The organism is Streptomyces sp. NPDC050164 (assembly GCF_044459945.1).
In the GTDB taxonomy this organism is placed as follows: domain Bacteria; phylum Actinomycetota; class Actinomycetes; order Streptomycetales; family Streptomycetaceae; genus Streptomyces; species Streptomyces coeruleorubidus_A.
The window spans coordinates 98,135-114,146 of the sequence record NZ_JBITJK010000014.1; the positions used below are offsets into that span (position 1 = coordinate 98,135).

Genomic DNA, 16,012 nt, shown 5'->3' on the forward strand with positions numbered 1-16,012 from the left:
GGGCAAACGCATTTCCGGTAGGGGTGCGCGCCTTCGCCTGCCGGTGGTGGGTCGGGGCCGCGCACCTGGCTGCGGGCAATCGTGCCGCTGGGGCGGCACGGGTGGGCGCAGCGGGACCCCGCTCCGCCGGGCTGCGGACCCACCCGGCCTGAGCGGCGACGCCGAGTACCGGGAGGCGCGGGGAACGTGTCAGACCGGGTCCAGGGGCCGGTGCTGACCCGTGGGGAGTTCCGCCGCGATCGTGTCGCCGGGACGCACCACGCCCCCTTCCCGCACCACGCTCATGATCCCGGCCTTGCGCACGACGTTCCCCGCCTCGTCACGCCCGACGACCCGCTTCAGCAACCCGTCCTGGAAGTTGTCGATCTGCAGGCAGGGATTGCGCAGGCCGGTCACCTCCAGCACCGCGTTGTCGCCGACGCGCAGCAACGTGCCGACCGGCAGACCGAGCAGATCGATGCCCTGCGTGGTGATGTTTTCGCCGAGTTCGCCTGGCGCCACCTTGAACCCTTCCTCACCGACCTCGGCGAAGAGCTCCTCGTGCATGAGGTGTACCTGGCGCAGGTTCGGCCGAGTGGGATCCTGCGCGACGCGCGAACGGTGCTTGACCGTCACACCGGCGTGCACGTCCCCCTCCACCCCGAGACCGGCGAGCAGCCTGATGCTGTCCCGGTTCGGCTTCGTGAACGAGTACTCCCCGTTGCTGCTGACCGCCGTCACTCGCCCGTTCATACCTCGGATCCCCCTCTTCGGACACGATGATCACCGCGAGCCTGCCCGTGGACGGTCGGTGTGTCCACCCCCCTCCGGGTACCCGCATCCCATGACGCCCGCCGCCTTGGACCCCGTCCTGCCCCGCCTGAGTCGCAGTGCGAACCACGGCACCCTGTGGTTCGCGACCGCCGCCGCTCTCGCGGCGACCCGCACCCCCCGCGCCCGCCGCGCTGCGACCCGCGGACTGGCGTCACTCGGCCTCGCCTCCCTCACCGTCACCGCCCTTGGCAAGCGCACGGCCCGCCATCCCCGTCCGGCACCGGCCCCCATCCCGCTCCCGCTGATCAGGCAGCCGACGCGGCGGTCGATCACCAGCGCGTTCCCCTCCGGGCACGCCGCGTCCGCCGCCGCCTTCGCGACCGGTGTCGCCCTGGAGTCCCCCGGCTGGGGCACGGTCGTCGCCCCGGTGGCCGCCTCCGTCGCCCTCTCCCGCGTCCGCAGCGGCGCGCACTTCCCGAGCGACGTCCTGACGGGCGTCGCCCTCGGCGTGGGTGCAGCGTTCGCCGTGCGGGGCCTGGTGCCGACGCGCGGCCAGGTCGCCCCGCCGGCCCGTCCCCGCGCCGAGGTCCCGGCGCTGCCGGACGGCGAGGGACTCGTGCTGGTGGCGAACACCGCCGCGGGGAGCGCCGAGCGCGCCCGTGCCCTGCGGGACGCCCTTCCCCGGGCCGAGATCGTCGAGTGCGAGCCGTCAGACGTGCCCGCCGAGTTGGAGAAGGCGGCCACCCGCGCCCGGGTCCTCGGCGTGTGCGGTGGGGACGGCACGGTGAACGCCGCCGCCGGCGTCGCGCTCCGCTTCCGCCTGCCCCTCGCGGTGCTGCCGGGCGGGACCCTCAACCACTTCGCCTACGACCTGGGCATCGAGGACGTACGCGATCTCGCCGGCGCGCTGCGTGCGGGCGAGGCCGTGCGCGTGGACGTGGGCCGGTACTCCTGCGGCGGGAAGCACGGTGTCTTCCTCAACACGTGCAGTGTCGGCGTCTACCCGGAACTCGTGCGCGAGCGGGAGCGCTGGTCGCACCGGATCGGCGGCTGGCCCGCCGGCGTGGTCGCGGCCCTGCGCGTGCTGCGGGCCGACCGGCACCCGCTGGAGGCCGAGTTCCAGGGCCGTACGCGTCCCTTGTGGCTGCTGTTCGCCGGGAACGGCACCTACCACCGCATGGGGCTGGCCTCCGGACGCCGGAGGGACCTGGCGGACGGGCAGCTCGACGTGCGGGTCGTGCACGGCGGGCGCCGGCCGGCGGTCCGGCTGCTGGCCGCCGCCCTCGCGGGGCCGCTGACCCGCTCCCCCGCCCACGCCGCCGTGCAGGTGGGACGGCTGCGGCTGGATCACGTGGCGCCCGGCACGCTCCTCGCCTACGACGGCGAAGTCATCGAAGTGGAGGGCCGCGTCACCCTGGAGAAGCTGCCCGAGGCGCTGACCGTCTACCGGCCGATCCCTCCTGACTGACACACCGTCAGTCCATATGACGGGAATTGAGTCTCAACATACGGCCTAACTGCGTACGGTGATCCCATGCCGACCCGAAACGAAGGGGTGGGATCCGCCATGCCGGAACCACGGGAGACCGCCGTCTACACGCACGGGCACCACGAATCGGTGCTGCGTTCGCACACCTGGCGGACCGCCGCCAACTCGGCCGCGTATCTGGCGCCTTCGCTCCGCCCCCACATGAAGATCCTGGACGTCGGGTGCGGGCCGGGCACCATCACCGCCGACCTGGCCGGGCTCGTACCCGACGGGCATGTCACCGGCGTCGACCGGGAGCCGGAGATCCTTCAGCGGGCGCGTGCCACGGCTGCCGGGCGCGGGCTGGCCAACGTCGACTTCGCGGTCGCCGACGTGCACGCCCTGGACTACCCGGACGACACCTTCTGTGTGGTGCACGCCCACCAGGTGCTTCAGCACGTGGGGGATCCGGTGCGGGCGCTGCGCGAGATGAGGCGGGTGGTGAAGCCCGGGGGCCTCGTCGCCGTGCGGGACGCGGATTACGAGGCCATGACCTGGTTTCCGGCGTCCGAGGGGCTCGACTGCTGGCTGGACCTCTACCGCCGGGTCGCCCGGGCCAACGGCGGTGAGCCGGATGCCGGGCGCCGGCTGAAGGCGTGGGCGCTGCGAGCCGGGTTCACGGACGTCACGGCGACCTCCGGCACCTGGACCTTCGCCACGCGTCAGGAGCGGGCCTGGTGGAGCGGGCTGTGGGCCGACCGGACGCTGGCGTCGGCATACGCGGACCGGGCCCGGCTGGGCGGGCACGCGAGCGTGGCGCAGTTGCGGGCCGTGGCCGACGCCTGGCGGGAGTGGGGGGAGCGGGAGGACGGCTGGTTCAGCGTGCTGCACGGAGAAATTCTCTGCCGGAAAGACGCCTGAAACACCGATTCGGGGACACCCGAAAAGCAGGAGGTTCGAATTATGGTTCCCATCCTGCTGGTGCTGCTTCTGGCCTTGGTTCTGTTCGGTGCCGGATTCGCAGTAGAGATGCTCTGGTGGATCGCGTTGGCGGTTCTCGTTCTGTGGCTGCTGGGATTCTTCGTCCGTGGTACGTCGGCGACCGGAGGCAGGGGCCGGTGGTACAGGTGGTGAATTAGCCCCCGTCCCGGGGAAGCAGCGGTCCGAGCGGCCCGAGGTCCAGATTGAGGTCCTCGGGCCGCAGTCCGTAGCGGTCGCGCAGCTCCGTCATCCGCTCCTCGAGCAGCATCAGCGTGAGCCCGATCCGCTCCTCCTGCTCCTCGGTCAGGTCCCCCACGTCGAACCGGCGCAGCGCCTGGCGCTCCATGAGCTGGCGCAGCAGTTCCACCACCGTGAGCACGAGTTTGACCAGGTCACGCTCTACGGTGTCGGGTTCCAGGTCCAGCCGGTTGCGGCGCGGCCGCGGATTTCGCGCGGGCTGGTCGGACGACGTCACAGCAACTCCTCGAACGGGGAAGGCACCTGGGCGTTCACCGAGCTGATGAGCGCGTTGAGGTCGATACGGACGAGGTCGACGTCGGCGATGCGCAGCGTGATGTCCCCCGTGATCACGACACCGCCGGCGAGCAGCCGGTCGAGCAGGTCCACGAGGGCGACCTCACGGCGTTCCACTACGGTCACGGCTTCTCCCCGTCGGTCATGTGGCCTCCCCGGCGAACGAATAGGCCGCCCAGGGGCCGGTGAGTTCGACGCGCATTCCGGGCACCTCGCCCTTCGTACGGTCTACCATTTCCACGAATTCCTCGGAATGCGCGCGTGGTACGAGATAGGCGGCGTTCAGCACGTTCCGCCCGGTCGCTTTGGAAAGCGCGGGGTTCTGCGGGGGATGCAGCCGGGAATCCTCCGCGAATGCGGAAAGCTTCTCGTGCAGTCGACTCGCAAAGCTTTCCGCCTTCTGCCACATCTCCTCGTGCGACCTGGTCTGCATACGCCGCTGCCGCAGGTAGTCGCGGCCCGACGCGGCTTTCTGCGCGGGCCGGGCCCTCTCCTGCGGTTCGGACTCCGCGTACACCTTCACGCCCCACTCGACCCGGCCCTCCAGCCGGTCGAGGGTGCGCCGGAAGTCCTCTTCGCGGGCCTCGATCATCGTCCGTACGCCGCTGTCGTCCCGGAAGACGGTGCCGAGCCGCAGCGGCAGCGGGGTCGTGACGGTGGTGAGCGCGTCGATCACGCCCTGGTGGGCACGGGCGGTCTCGGTGAGCCAGTCGAGGTCCTCCAGATGGGCGCGGAGCGGTTCCTCCGCGAAGTCCCGCTCCGGTACGTGGCTGACCACGGCGACGAGGCCGTGGTGGTTCAGCGCTCTGGGCGGATCGCCCGCCACCCCCGTCAGCTGGGACTGGAGCGGCGTGCCGAAGGGGCGGCAGACGGCGTAGACGTACCGCAGTCCGGTCACGGTGCCTCCTTCTTCTGCGCACGGCCGGGCTCCAGTTCCTCCAGCCGGGCCAGCCTCTCGCGCAACTCGGCGTTCTCACGGGTCAGTTCATCACGACGGGCCCGCGAGCTCAGTGCCGGGTCGGTCTCCCACCAGTCGATTCCCATCTCCTTCGCCTTGTCCACCGAGGCGACGATCAAACGCAGCTTGATGGTGAGGAGTTCGATGTCGAGCAGGTTGATGCGGATGTCGCCCGCGATGACGATGCCCTTGTCGAGCACCCGTTCCAGGATGTCGGCGAGGTTGGAGCCGCTCCCCTGGCCATAGGGCTCGGGCATCCTGCTGGGCATCGTCATCGCCGGCTCCCGCCTACGGCGTGCTCTTTCTCGTCCTCGTCGGCCTCGTCTTCCTCGTACTCCCCTTCAGCCTCTTCCTCGGGCTCCTCCTCGCCTTCGGCCTCCTCGTCGTACTCGGCCTCGGCTTCGTCCTCGCCCTCGGGTTCCTCCTCGCCTTCTTCTTCCTCCTCGTCGGCGTACTCGTCCTCGGGCTGCTCGTCCTCGGGCTGCTCGTCCTCGGGCTCCTCGTCCTCGGGGCGCTCCTCCTCGGACTCCTCCTCGGACTCCTCCTCGGCGAGCGCGTCCTCGTGGCTGCGGACTACCTCGCCGTCGCGGATCTCGCCGCGCCAGCCGTCCTCCGCCTCGCCCTTGATCGTGATGAAGCGGACGAAGTTCTTCAGGTCGAGCCGGGCGCGGCGGCCCTGGGCCCGCCAGATGTTGCCGGTCTTCTCGAAGAGGCCGGACGGGTAGTACTCGATGACCAGCAGGACGCGCGTGAGGTCGTCGGTGAGCCGGTGGAAGGAGACGACGCCCTTCGTGGTGCCCTTGGCGCCTTCCGAGGTCCACGCGATGCGGTCGTCGGGCAGCTGCTCCGTCGTCTTCGCCTTCCAGCTGCGGTTGGACCAGAAGACCTTCAACTGCCAGTCCGAGGTGGTGTCGTCGGCCTTGTTCGCGGCCTTGACACCCTTCGCGAAGGTGCTGAAGTCCTGGTACTGGGTCCACTGGTCGTACGCCGTGCGCAGCGGCACGCCGACATCGATGTGCTCAATGATGACGGTGGGCTTCTTGCCCGCCGAGCGCTTGCGTTTGCCCTTGCCCCCGCCCAGGTTCTTGAAGGCACCCGTGACCTTGTCCTTGAGGTGCGAGCCGCCGGTCTCCAGTGCGGCGCGCAGCGGGCCCTTGCCCTCGGCGAGCTTGCGGCCGCCGTCGAGGGCTAGCTTGGCGAAGCCGGGGCTGTTGCCCTCGGCGATGTCGTTCAGCTTGCCGGTGGTCTCGCCGAGCTTGCGGCCCACGCCGGTCAGCATGCGGGTGGCCTGGGCGGCGACGTACTCCTGCAACTCGGCCTTCAGCCGGTCGGCGGCCTCGCTGTGGGCCACGTCGGTGAGCGGGTTCTTCGTCGCTCCGCTTGCGGCGGAGGTCGCTGATCCGAGAGTGTCGGTCATCGCTCACCGCCTCCCTTCGGCAGCCGGGTCCGGGAGCTGCCGCCCCTGCTCCCGGCCGTGGTCTTCTTCGCCGCCGCCTTCTTGCCTGCGGTCTTCTTGGCGGGGGCCTTCTTCGCCGGGGCCTTCCGCGTCATCTTCTGCGCGGGCGCCTTCTTGGCCGGGGCCTTCTTCGCCGCCGCCTTCGGGGCCGGCTCCGGCTCCTCGTCCTCCTCCGGCCCGGAGTCCTCGGGCTCCTCGGCCTCACCCTCGGGCTCCTCGGCCTCACCCTCGGGCTCCTCGGCCTCGGCGTCCTCGGCCTCAGGCCCGCCGGGAACCACGCCCGACAGCTGGTCGCGCACCTGGGCCGTACGGCCGTGCAACCGGTCGGCGACAGCGTCGAGCTGCCGCTCGACCATGGCACCGGAGGCCGCCTTGCCGACACCGCGCAGATCCTGCCGCAGCTGGTCGCCGATCTCCTTGACCTGCGGATTGTTCCGCAGCTGCCGCTGGACCAGGTCCGCGACCATGCGCGGGCTCAGGTTCATCTTCTTCCCGGCCACCAGGCTGCCGACGGCCACCGCCATCTTCAGTTTCTTGGTCCGTCCCAGGAGGTATCCGGCCCCCACGGCGAGACCCAGTCCCACTCGGTTCATTGTGTTGTCCCGTTGCCCGTTCCCGCGCTCCCGCGCGAAGCGATCTCCAACCGGTCGAGAAGTTCGTCCTCGCGGCGGTCGAACTCCTCCTCGGTGATCTCACCGGCCTCCAGCTGCTCCTCCAGGCGGGACAGTTCGGCCCGGACCGTGGCGGGGTCGTAGTAGATCCGCTCGGCCTCCTGGAGAACCTGTCTGATGGCCCAGGCGCTGCCGCGCACCGGTGCGAACGGCAGCAGCAGCACCTCCGAGATCAGACCCATGTCGTCACCCCACTCCGGTGTCCGTACCGCTCGATACGGTGCCCGCCGGCTCGGTCGGGCCGGGCTCGACGAAGCTGTACGGCGGCAGCGGTCCGTTGACCCGCACCTCCAGGTGCGGCAGTTCCTTGCGGGCCTGTTCCACGGCCGCCAGGAAGGTCTCGGCCGACTCCCGGTCCACCAGGAACGACACGTTGGCCAGCCAGCCGGTGGACTCGGGGCCCACGCTCACGGCCTCGGCGGCCGGCTCCAGGACACGCTGAACTGCGCCGCCGTCCTCGGCCTCCCGGGCCTTGACCGCGGCCGCGACCATCTCGCCGAGCCGGATCTTGTCGTCGTAACTGCCGCCGCCGACCTGCCGATTGGCCTCCGCGAGACCCCGGATGTCCGGGTTCTCGGCCATCACCTGGTGCAGTACGGCCTCTTCGACGTGGTTGGCCTTGACGTTGTACTCGACCCGGCCGTCCAGGGCCCGCAGGCGCTCCTTGTAGTGCTCGGCGCGCTCGGCGAGGACCCCGGTGATCGAGTTGTCGTCCGGGGCGACACTGCCGAACCGCATGGGCAGCACACAGCCGACCGCGCCCGCCTCGCTGAGCACGTTCTGGTGGGCGAGCAGGTCCTTGCGCTTGGGCCTCAGCCCTTCGGGCGCCTCGCTGACGACGGCCGCCAGGTCGCCCTCACGCAGGATGCGCACCGGACGGGGCGGGTCACCGACGCCGCCCATGCCCTCGGGAAGCCCGGGGTGCGAGCTCGCCGCGATGCCGTAGACGTAGGTGCTCACTCCTGCTCCTCCTTCCGGCGGGCGGACGTGCTCTTGCGGGCCCGCGGACGGGACTCGGCCTCAGGCTCGGAGCCCTCGGAACGTGCCTGCTTGAAGGCGTCGGAAATGGTTTCGGCGGCGCCGGACAGCGCCCCCTTGGACTTCCCGCGCGCGCCGGACTCGGTCATCTCCCCGACCAGGTCGGGCAGGCCCGGGTCCTTGCGCGGCCCAGCCTCCAAGTCGAGCCGGTTGCACGCCTCGGCGAAGCGCAGATAGGTATCGACGCTGGCGACGACGACACGAACGTCGATCTTGAGGATCTCGATGCCGACCAGGGAGACTCGCACGAATGCGTCGATGACGAGCCCCCTGTCCAGAACGAGTTCAAGCACGTCGTAGAGACCGCTGCTGCCGCCTCCGCCGCCGGTCTGCTGTGCCGGTACGACTGTCATGCCGGATGTCCCTCCTTGTCTGTGGGTGTGGGTCCGGTCGGGCGGCCTAGTGACCGCCGCCCCTTCGCGGGTCGGATCGCCCCCGCTCGTAGCGGCGGACCCGGCGATAACCCGTGAGCTGCCCCTGGGCGTCAAGCTCGACCTGATAGCTCGCCATCAGGCTCATCGTGTCGGGCACCCGCTCGAGTTCGAGGACCTCGACCTCCAGTGCCCAGCCCTGCTCGTTCTGCTCGAAGGACGACACGGACTCGGCGGTCATGCCGGTGAGCTCCGCGAGCTGGCCGCGCGCCTGGCGCAGCACCTCCATGGGGCTCGGCCGGTCGTCGATCGTGTTGTCAGTCGGTTTGCGTGAATTCTGAGAGTTCTGAGATTCCTGTGAACTCTGTGACTCTTGCGTGTTTTTTGTGTTCGACATGGCCACCTCCCCCTCCGTGTGGCCGCAAGAGTGTTCGCCAAACCTCTACGGGCGCGTGCATCTGCCACCCGCCGACAGAGACACGGGGGTGGCTCAGCCTCGTAAGGCGTTCAGCCGCCGCCGGGCCGGTCCCAGCGCCCGGCCGCGGTTCAGCAGGGCCGACCAGGGATTGGTGCGGGCCTGTTCCACCGCGTCGGCGATGGTCCAGCGGCGGGCGTGCAGCTCCGGGTCGTCCAGCTGGTCCCAGGTGATGGGGGTCGCCACGGGCGCGCCCGGCCGGGGCCGGACCGTGAAGGGCGCGACGGCGGTCTGCGCGTAGGCGTTGCGCTGCACGTCGAGGTAGAGCCGCTCCCCGCGGTCCTTCTTGCGGGCGGCGGTGGTGAGCCGGTCGGGGTGGGCGCCGGCGAGGGTGTCGGCGACGTCCCGGGCGAAGGAGCGCACCTCGTCGAAGTCGTGCCGGCCGTTCAACGGCACGATCACGTGCAGCCCCCGCGACCCGGTCGTCATCAGCGCCGAGGGCAGCTGAAGCTCGTCCAGCAGCTCCCCCAGCAGCCGGGCGGCCTCCCGTACGGCGTCGAAGTCGTCCCCCGCGGGGTCGAGGTCGAAGACCAGCCGGTCGGGGTGGTCGACGCTGTCGGCGCGGGAAAGCCAGCGGTGCAGGGTGATGCTGGCCTGGTCGGCCAGGTAGAGGAGGGTGGCGGTGTCGTCGCAGAGGACGTGGCGGACGGTGCCGCCCTCCTTGGCCACCTCGACACGGGTGATCCACTCCGGGTAGTTCTCCGGGGTGTTCTTCTGCATGAACCGCGGGCCGTCGAGCCCGTCCGGGTGCCGCTCCAGCATCAGCGGACGGCCGCGCAGGTGCGGCAGCATGAAGGGCGCGACGGCCCGGTGGTAGTCCACCAGGTCGCCCTTGGTGTACTCCTTGGCGTCGCCGCCGCCGGGGAAGAGCACCTTGTCCGGCCGGTGTACCTCCACCGTGCGGCGGCCCGCCCGCACCCTGCGCGTGCCGTCGCCGCCGCTCACGGCACGACCGCCTCCTCCACCAGCAGCCGCCCGGCCGCCGCGATCGACTCGGCGTCGATACCCGCGGCGTGCAGCTGCTCCTTGGGGGACGCCGAGCCCGGCATGCTGCGCACGGCGAGCCGTACCAGGCGCGGTACGGGGCGTCCGTCGGCGAAGGCCTCCAGGACCGCGTCGCCGATGCCGCCCTCCGGGTGGTGGTCCTCCACGGTCACCAGGCAGCCGGTCTCCTCGGCGGCCCGGCGCAGGGCGGCCCGGTCGACGGGCTTCACCGAGTACAGGTCGATCACCCGCGCCTGGATGCCCTCTCCCTCCAGGGCGTCGGCGGCGGCCAGCGCCTCGTGCACGGTGACGCCCGCCGCGACGAGGGTCAGCCGGTCGCGGTCGGAGGAGCGCAGCACCTTGCTGCCGCCGACCGGGAACTCCTCGTCCGGGCCGTAGATCACCGGGCTCTCGCCGCGCGAGGTGCGCAGGTAGCGGACGCCCTCCAGGCCGGCCATCGCGCCGACGAGCCGCGCGGTCTGGTTGGCGTCACAGGGGTACAGCACGGTCGAGCCGTGTACCGCCCGCATCATCGCCAGGTCCTCCAGACCCATCTGGCTGGGCCCGTCCTGGCCGATGGCGACGCCCGCGTGCGAGCCGACGAGGTTGATGCCGGAGCCGCTGATGGACGCCATCCTGATGAAGTCGTACGCCCGGGTCAGGAAGGCCGCGAAGGTGGCGGCGTACGGCACCCAGCCGCGGGCCGCGAGCCCGACCGCCGAGGCGACCAGCTGCTGCTCGGCGATGTAGCACTCGAAGTAGCGGTCGGGGTGCTCCTTGGCGAAGAACTCGGCGCGGGTGGAGTCGCCGACCTCGCCGTCCAGGGCGACGATGTCGCCGCGGCCGGTGCCGAGCGCGGTCAGCGCCTGCCCGAAGGCGTTGCGGGTGGCGACCTCCTCGCCCTTGTCCCACGTCGGCAGTTCGAAGTTCCCGGTGTGGACGGAGTGCAGCATGCGGGCGGCGGGCGGCTCCTGCACCCGGACGCGGATGTCGCGCGGGCCGCCGAGTGCGGCGATCGCCTCGTCGGCCTCGGGCAGCGGCTTGCCGTGCAGGCCCTCGCGGTCCTGGACGGCCTCGACGCCCTTGCCCTTGAGAGTGCGGGCCAGGATCGCGGTGGGCTGGCCCTTGGTGGACGCGGCCTCGCCGTAGGCGCGGTCGACGGCGTCCAGGTCGTGCCCGTCGATCTCTACGGTGTGCCAGTCGAAGGCCTGGAAGCGGCGGGCGTAGGCGTCCAGGTCGTGGCCGTGCCGGGTCGGGCCGCGCTGGCCGAGCCGGTTGACGTCGACGATCAAGGTGAGGTTGTCCAGGTGCTCGTACCCGGCGTGCTCGGCGGCCTCCCACACGGATCCCTCGGCCAGTTCGCTGTCGCCGCACAGCACCCACACGCGGTAGCCGGTGCGGTCGAGCCGCTTGCCGGCCAGCGCGATACCGACACCGACCGGCAGGCCCTGCCCGAGCGAGCCGGTGGCCGTCTCGACCCACGGCAGGCGCTGGGGTGTGGGGTGACCTTCGAGACGGCTGCCCAGCTTGCGGAAGGTGAGCAGTTCCTCGTCGTCGATGGCGCCGGCCGCCTTGTACGCGGAGTACAGCAGCGGCGAGGCGTGTCCCTTGGAGAGGACGAAGCGGTCGTTGCCGGGGTGGGCGGGGCGGTCGAAGTCGTAGCGGAAGTGGCGGGCGAGCAGGACGGCCATCAGGTCGGCGGCTGACATGGATGACGTCGGGTGCCCGGAGCCCGCGGCGGCGGCAGCGCGGACACTGTCCACGCGCAGCTGCTGTCCGAGGTCGGTGAGTTCACCGGTGTTCATGAGTCTCCTTTCGCGGAGTCGTCCGGGGCGTCGGATCGCTTGACGGGGCCGGGGGCGGTGTCGGGGCCGGGGGGTGGCTGGTCGGGCGGGGGTTGTGGGGTGGGCTCGGGCTGGTTCTTGGCGGGTTCGCGGCCGGGCTGGTTCTTGGCGGGCTCGCCACCGGGCTGCCCCTTCGCGGGCTCACCCCCGGGCTGGTTCTTGGCGGACTCACCACCCGGCTGCCCCATCGCGGGCTCACCGCCAGGCTGGTTCCTGGCCGACTCACCACCGGAACGCCCCTTCGCGGGCTCACCCCCGGCCTGGCTCCCGGCCGGCTCACCACCGAGCCGCCCCTTCGTCGGCTCACCACCCGGCTGCCCCTTCGCCGACCCGCTCCCGAGCGGCCCCTTGGCAGGCTCGTCGGCGGGCCAGTTCCTGGTCGGCTCGCCGCCCGGTCGGCCCTTGGCGAGTTCCGTCTCCGATCGGCGCTGCGCGGACCCGGACCCGGGCTGGTCCTGCGTCGCCCTGGATCCGGGCTGCCCCTTCGCGGGTTCGTCTCCGGCCCGGCCCTGCCCGGGCCCGGCGCCGGTCCCCCCGCCGTGTGTGTCGGCCTCGATCGCCGCCCCCGGCCCCGACCGGGCGCTCGCGTCCTGCCGCCGTTCCGGCCCGCCCGGCACCCGGGCCAGCTCCGGCGAGGACGTGTCCAGCGGCACGGACCAGGACCGGACGAGCCCCAACTGCACAGCCTGACGCGGCAGTACCGCGTCCAGCAGCCAGTCGGCGGCGACCCGGACGCGGTTGCCGGGCATCGCGGCGAGGTGGTAGCCCCGCGTCACCGCACCCGCCGGCACCCCGGACAGGGACACGCCGAGCGGGTTGGCGGCAGCCTTCGCACCGCCCAGGTCCACGACGAAGCCCAGGTCACGATGGCGGTAGGGCTTGCGCGCCCCGCCGAGGCCGAGCGAGGCGGCGACGTTCTCCGCCGCGACCTTGCCGTGCCGCCAGGCGTGCTGCGCGGTCATCGGCGTGTAGCTCCCCGGCTTCTCCAGATCCGGCACCGCGGCCACGTCACCGCAGGCGAACAGCTCGGGCCGGCCCGGCACCTGCAGGTGCGGGTCGACGAGCAGCCGCCCCTTCTCCATCGGCAGCCCGAGGGACTCGACCAGCGGGTCGGGCCGTACGCCCACGCACCACACCAGCGTCCGGGTCTCGACGAACTCGCCGTCGGTCAGCACCACCCCGTCGGGCGTGGCCTCCTTCACGGAGGTGCCCATCCGCACGTCCACGCCCCGCTGCCGCAGCACCCGGTCGGCGGTGGTGGACAGCTTCTCGTCCATCTCGGGCAGCACCCGCGGCGCCACGTCCAGCAGCATCCAGCGCGGCCGCATGCCCTGCCGCAGCGGGTGCTTGCGGACCTGCGCGTCGGTGAACATCTGCCCGTGCGCGGCGACCTCGGTGCCGGTGTAGCCGGCCCCGACCACGACGAAGGTGCACCGCGCGGCGCAGCTCTTGGGATCGTCGGCGGCGGCCGCCAGCTCCACCTGCCGGGTCACGTGGTCGCGCAGGTACAGGGCCTCCGGCAGCCCCCGGAAGCCGTGCGCGTACTCGGCGACGCCGGGGATCGGCAACAGCTTGTTGACGCTGCCGGCGGCGAGCACCAGCCGGTCGTAGGCGAGCGTGCCGCCGTCGCCCTCGGGGCCGGTGTAGTGCAGGGTCTGTCCGTCGAGGTCGATCCGGTCGGCCTCGCCCAGCACGAGCCGTACGTCCGGCAGCGTGTCGGAGAGGGAGACCGTGACCCGGCGCGGCTCCAGGACCCCGGCGGCGACCTGGGGCAGCAGGGGCAGATACAGGAAGTAGTCGGTCGGGTTCAGCAGGGTGACGTGCGCCCGGCCCCGGGTCATCCGGGACAGGGTGCGGGCCGTGCGGTACCCGGCGAAGCCGGCACCGACGATCACGATGCGGGGTCGACTCACGGTTCGCCTCCGGCGCTGTCGCGTAGCTCGGGAGCCTTCCGCGTCCCCCTGGCCAGGGCACTCAAACGTCCGCCGGGGCCCTCTCGCCCGGACGCCGCCGGTTTCCGGACCGGCGCCCGGGTACCCGGTGCGGGATACGAACCGCCCACGTCGCGGAGGCACTCCCCCATGCCCGAGTACGGCTATTTCCTCTCGTGCGAGCAGTACGGACCCGCCGAGCTGATCGAGCAGGCGCGGATGGCCGAGCAGGCCGGATTCCAGGCGCTGTGGATCTCGGACCACTACCACCCGTGGAACGACGAGCAGGGCCAGAGCCCGTTCGTGTGGTCGGTGATCGGCGCGCTGTCCGAGGCGGTGTCCCTGCCGGTCGAGACTGCCGTGACCTGCCCGACCGTGCGGATGCACCCGGCGGTGGTGGCGCAGGCCGCGGCGACCAGCGCGGTGATGACGGACAACCGCTTCCGGCTCGGCGTCGGCTCCGGCGAGGCGCTCAACGAGCACATCCTGGGTGACCACTGGCCGCCGGCCCACGTCCGTCTGGACATGCTGGAGGAGGCCATCCAGGTGATGCGCCGGCTGTTCACCGGCGAGGAGGTCAACCACCACGGCCCGCACTACACGGTGGAGAACGCCCGCCTCTACACGGTCCCGGACGAGCCGATCCCGATCGACATCTCCGGCTTCGGCCCGGCGGCCACGCAGCTCGCGTCCCGCGTCGGCGACGGCTACATCACCATCGAGCCGGACGAGACGATGGTGGAGCAGTACCGCAAGGGCGGAGGCGGCGGAAAACTCGTCAGCGGCGGCACCAAGGTCTGCTACGACACCGACCAGGACGAGGCCGTGAAGACCGTCCACCGGCTCTGGGCGAACGAGCAGCTGCCGGGCGAACTCGGCCAGGTGCTGCCTTCCCCGAAGCACTTCGAGCAGGCGCAGCAGCTGGTCACCGAGGACATGGTGCGCGAGAACCGGGTGTGCGGCGACGACGTGGACGAGCACGTGGCCGAGCTGAAGCAGTTCGCCGACGCGGGCTTCGACCGGGTCTACGTCAACCAGATCGGCCCGGACCTGCGCGGCTTCTTCGACTTCTACCGCACGAAGGTGCTGCCGCAGCTCCACCAGGCCGTCTGACGGAAGGCCGGGCGACCCGATGGAACTCCACCGCCCCGTCGCGTCCGTGTACACGGTGCCGACGGACGCTCCCGAGGCGGACGGGCACGCTGGCCTGGGACTCCACGACCGGCACGGGCTGGACGTACGGCCCGGAGTCGGTCGGTGACGTCCTCACCGCCGAACTCGCCCCGCTGGTCGAGGGCATGAGCGCCCTGGACATCGCGGCCGTGCACGACGCGATGTGCCGCTCGGTGCGCAACGCGGGCCGCCCGGGCATCGCGTCCTGCGCGATCTCGGCACTGGACATCGCCCTGTGGGCGGGTGCCGGTGTACGGCAGCGGGGGCTTCACGACGTACCACGACACGCTCCCCCACTGCCTTAAGGGCGTGGGAGGGGCCCCCATGGCCGCGCAACTCAACGGCTGGGTGCACGGGCAGCACATCCCGCGCGTGAAGATCAAGAGGCCGCGAGGTGGCCCGCCGCACCGCGTCCGCGCGGCACGCCAGATCATCGGCCCGGAGGCGGAGTTGTACGTCGACGCAGGCGGCGCCTACACCCGCAAGGGCGGTGCGCGTCGGCCACGCCCTCGCCGAGCACGGCGTGGGCTGGTTCGAGGAGCCGGTGCCCTCGGACGACCTGACGGGCCTCAGGCTGGTCCGGGACGCGGTGGTGTGCGACGTGACGGCCGGGGAGTACTGCTTCGACCTGCCCTGTTTCGCCCGGATGATCATGGCCGGGGCGGTCGTGGCCCACGCCCACGGCCTGGAGGTCTCCGCGCACTGCGCCCCGCACGCCCACGCGGCGGCGGCCGCCTCGCTCCCCAACCTCCGGCACATCGAGTGGTTCCACGACCACGTCCGCATCGAGGACATGTTCTTCGACGGTGCCCTGGACCCCACGGGCGGCACGATCCGCCCGACCCGGGGCGTGGGCCACGGGCTCACCCTGCGGACGCAGGGGGTGGCGGAGTTCCGGGTCGCCTAGGGTCTGTCGTTCAGATCAGGTCGCAGGGAAGCGACTGTTCTGCTCGGTGCCAGACCCCGCGTCTGCGGCGTGATCCAAACGACAGACCCTAGAGTCGTCGCCATGTCTTTGCGCCTTCGTATGCGTGATGCCCTGCCGGAAGCGATGCGTGCCCGCGACAAGGCCGCGGTGAGCGCCTTGCGCGCAACGCTGGCCGCGCTGGACAACGCCGAGGCGGTACCCGTGGACGAAACCGCCCACCGCGCCGCGGCACTTGAGGCGTCGCCGGCCGGTGCCTACGCCACCGAGGCGGTGCGGCGTGAGCTGAGCGAACGTGACGTGGTGGACGTGGTGCGCGCCGAGGCCTCCGAACGGCTGGAGGCGGCGGCGCGATTGACCGGACCCGCGCACGCCGACCGAGCCGCCCGGCTCCGGGCGGAGGCGGCGGTCCTGCTCGGGTTCCTCGACGGCGCCCCGGAACCCGACTGA

At 71.7% G+C, this 16,012-nt stretch carries 19 protein-coding genes and 1 pseudogene; 6 read left to right on the top strand and 14 right to left on the bottom strand.

From position 1 onward, the window contains the following. Nucleotides 1–189 precede the first annotated feature (189 nt). A complete protein-coding gene (locus ACIBNA_RS20430; RefSeq protein WP_399166574.1) occupies nt 190–732 on the bottom strand; it encodes an MOSC domain-containing protein in 543 nt (180 codons plus the stop codon). Between the two features lie 91 nt (nt 733–823). Here ACIBNA_RS20430 and ACIBNA_RS20435 point away from each other — a divergent pair, with 91 nt between their 5' ends. The 3 genes from ACIBNA_RS20435 (at nt 824) to ACIBNA_RS20445 (ending at nt 3,355) form a co-directional block, all read left to right on the top strand. Continuing rightward, nucleotides 824–2,221 carry a diacylglycerol kinase family protein gene (locus ACIBNA_RS20435; RefSeq protein ID WP_399166575.1) on the top strand — a complete coding sequence of 466 codons (1,398 nt, stop codon included), beginning with the start codon at nt 824–826 and terminating at the stop codon, nt 2,219–2,221. Between the two features lie 99 nt (nt 2,222–2,320). After that, the gene (locus ACIBNA_RS20440) at nt 2,321–3,142 is read left to right on the top strand and encodes a class I SAM-dependent methyltransferase (RefSeq protein ID WP_399166638.1); all 822 of its coding nucleotides are present in this window, start codon (nt 2,321–2,323) and stop codon (nt 3,140–3,142) included. A 42-nt stretch (nt 3,143–3,184) separates the two neighbouring features. Further along, nucleotides 3,185–3,355, top strand: coding sequence for a hydrophobic protein (locus ACIBNA_RS20445; RefSeq protein ID WP_399166576.1), 171 nt, complete (start codon nt 3,185–3,187; stop codon nt 3,353–3,355). Between the two features lies 1 nt (nt 3,356). Here the strand turns inward: ACIBNA_RS20445 and ACIBNA_RS20450 are convergent, their stop codons facing one another. The 13 genes from ACIBNA_RS20450 to ACIBNA_RS20510 form a co-directional block, all read right to left on the bottom strand. Continuing rightward, on the bottom strand, nt 3,357–3,677 hold the full coding sequence (locus tag ACIBNA_RS20450; RefSeq protein WP_274820897.1) for a gas vesicle protein K: 321 nt from the start codon (nt 3,675–3,677) through the stop codon (nt 3,357–3,359). Further along, nucleotides 3,674–3,862, bottom strand: a complete 189-nt coding sequence (locus tag ACIBNA_RS20455; protein ID WP_003994122.1) for a gas vesicle protein — start codon at nt 3,860–3,862, stop codon at nt 3,674–3,676. The genes ACIBNA_RS20450 and ACIBNA_RS20455 overlap by 4 nt, the downstream gene beginning before the upstream one ends. Before the next feature lie 16 nt (nt 3,863–3,878). Beyond that, nucleotides 3,879–4,634 (bottom strand): GvpL/GvpF family gas vesicle protein, encoded by a 756-nt coding sequence (locus tag ACIBNA_RS20460; protein WP_399166577.1) that lies wholly within the window; start codon nt 4,632–4,634, stop codon nt 3,879–3,881. After that, the gene (locus ACIBNA_RS20465) at nt 4,631–4,969 is read right to left on the bottom strand and encodes a gas vesicle protein (RefSeq protein ID WP_399166578.1); all 339 of its coding nucleotides are present in this window, start codon (nt 4,967–4,969) and stop codon (nt 4,631–4,633) included. The genes ACIBNA_RS20460 and ACIBNA_RS20465 overlap by 4 nt, the downstream gene beginning before the upstream one ends. Further along, complete coding sequence (locus ACIBNA_RS20470; protein WP_399166579.1) at nt 4,966–6,111, bottom strand: SRPBCC family protein; 1,146 nt, start codon at nt 6,109–6,111, stop codon at nt 4,966–4,968. The genes ACIBNA_RS20465 and ACIBNA_RS20470 overlap by 4 nt, the downstream gene beginning before the upstream one ends. Continuing rightward, nucleotides 6,108–6,743 (bottom strand): DNA primase, encoded by a 636-nt coding sequence (locus ACIBNA_RS20475; RefSeq protein ID WP_399166580.1) that lies wholly within the window; start codon nt 6,741–6,743, stop codon nt 6,108–6,110. Before ACIBNA_RS20475 ends, ACIBNA_RS20470 begins: the two co-directional genes overlap by 4 nt. Continuing rightward, a complete protein-coding gene (locus ACIBNA_RS20480) occupies nt 6,740–7,003 on the bottom strand; it encodes a gas vesicle protein GvpG (protein ID WP_399166581.1) in 264 nt (87 codons plus the stop codon). The genes ACIBNA_RS20475 and ACIBNA_RS20480 overlap by 4 nt, the downstream gene beginning before the upstream one ends. 4 nt (nt 7,004–7,007) lie before the next feature. After that, entirely contained in the window at nt 7,008–7,781 is a 774-nt protein-coding gene (locus tag ACIBNA_RS20485) for a GvpL/GvpF family gas vesicle protein (protein ID WP_399166582.1), read from the bottom strand. Beyond that, entirely contained in the window at nt 7,778–8,212 is a 435-nt protein-coding gene (locus ACIBNA_RS20490) for a gas vesicle structural protein GvpA (RefSeq protein ID WP_399166583.1), read from the bottom strand. Before ACIBNA_RS20490 ends, ACIBNA_RS20485 begins: the two co-directional genes overlap by 4 nt. A 46-nt stretch (nt 8,213–8,258) precedes the next feature. Next, nucleotides 8,259–8,627 (bottom strand): gas vesicle protein, encoded by a 369-nt coding sequence (locus ACIBNA_RS20495; protein ID WP_399166639.1) that lies wholly within the window; start codon nt 8,625–8,627, stop codon nt 8,259–8,261. A gap of 93 nt (nt 8,628–8,720) precedes the next feature. After that, complete coding sequence (gene ligD / locus ACIBNA_RS20500; protein ID WP_399166584.1) at nt 8,721–9,650, bottom strand: non-homologous end-joining DNA ligase; 930 nt, start codon at nt 9,648–9,650, stop codon at nt 8,721–8,723. Continuing rightward, nucleotides 9,647–11,494: a transketolase gene (locus ACIBNA_RS20505; RefSeq protein ID WP_399166585.1), complete on the bottom strand. Its 1,848-nt coding sequence runs from the start codon at nt 11,492–11,494 to the stop codon at nt 9,647–9,649. Before ACIBNA_RS20505 ends, ligD begins: the two co-directional genes overlap by 4 nt. Continuing rightward, nucleotides 11,491–13,446 (bottom strand): FAD-dependent oxidoreductase, encoded by a 1,956-nt coding sequence (locus ACIBNA_RS20510; protein ID WP_399166586.1) that lies wholly within the window; start codon nt 13,444–13,446, stop codon nt 11,491–11,493. Before ACIBNA_RS20510 ends, ACIBNA_RS20505 begins: the two co-directional genes overlap by 4 nt. 168 nt (nt 13,447–13,614) lie before the next feature. Between ACIBNA_RS20510 and ACIBNA_RS20515 the strand changes: the two genes are divergently transcribed. The 3 genes and pseudogenes from ACIBNA_RS20515 (at nt 13,615) to ACIBNA_RS20525 (ending at nt 16,012) form a co-directional block, all read left to right on the top strand. Then, entirely contained in the window at nt 13,615–14,577 is a 963-nt protein-coding gene (locus ACIBNA_RS20515) for an LLM class F420-dependent oxidoreductase (RefSeq protein ID WP_399166587.1), read from the top strand. Nucleotides 14,578–14,596: 19 nt separating this feature from the next. After that, a pseudogene (locus ACIBNA_RS20520) lies at nt 14,597–15,544 on the top strand (enolase C-terminal domain-like protein). Between the two features lie 144 nt (nt 15,545–15,688). Beyond that, nucleotides 15,689–16,012 (top strand): hypothetical protein, encoded by a 324-nt coding sequence (locus ACIBNA_RS20525; RefSeq protein WP_399166640.1) that lies wholly within the window; start codon nt 15,689–15,691, stop codon nt 16,010–16,012.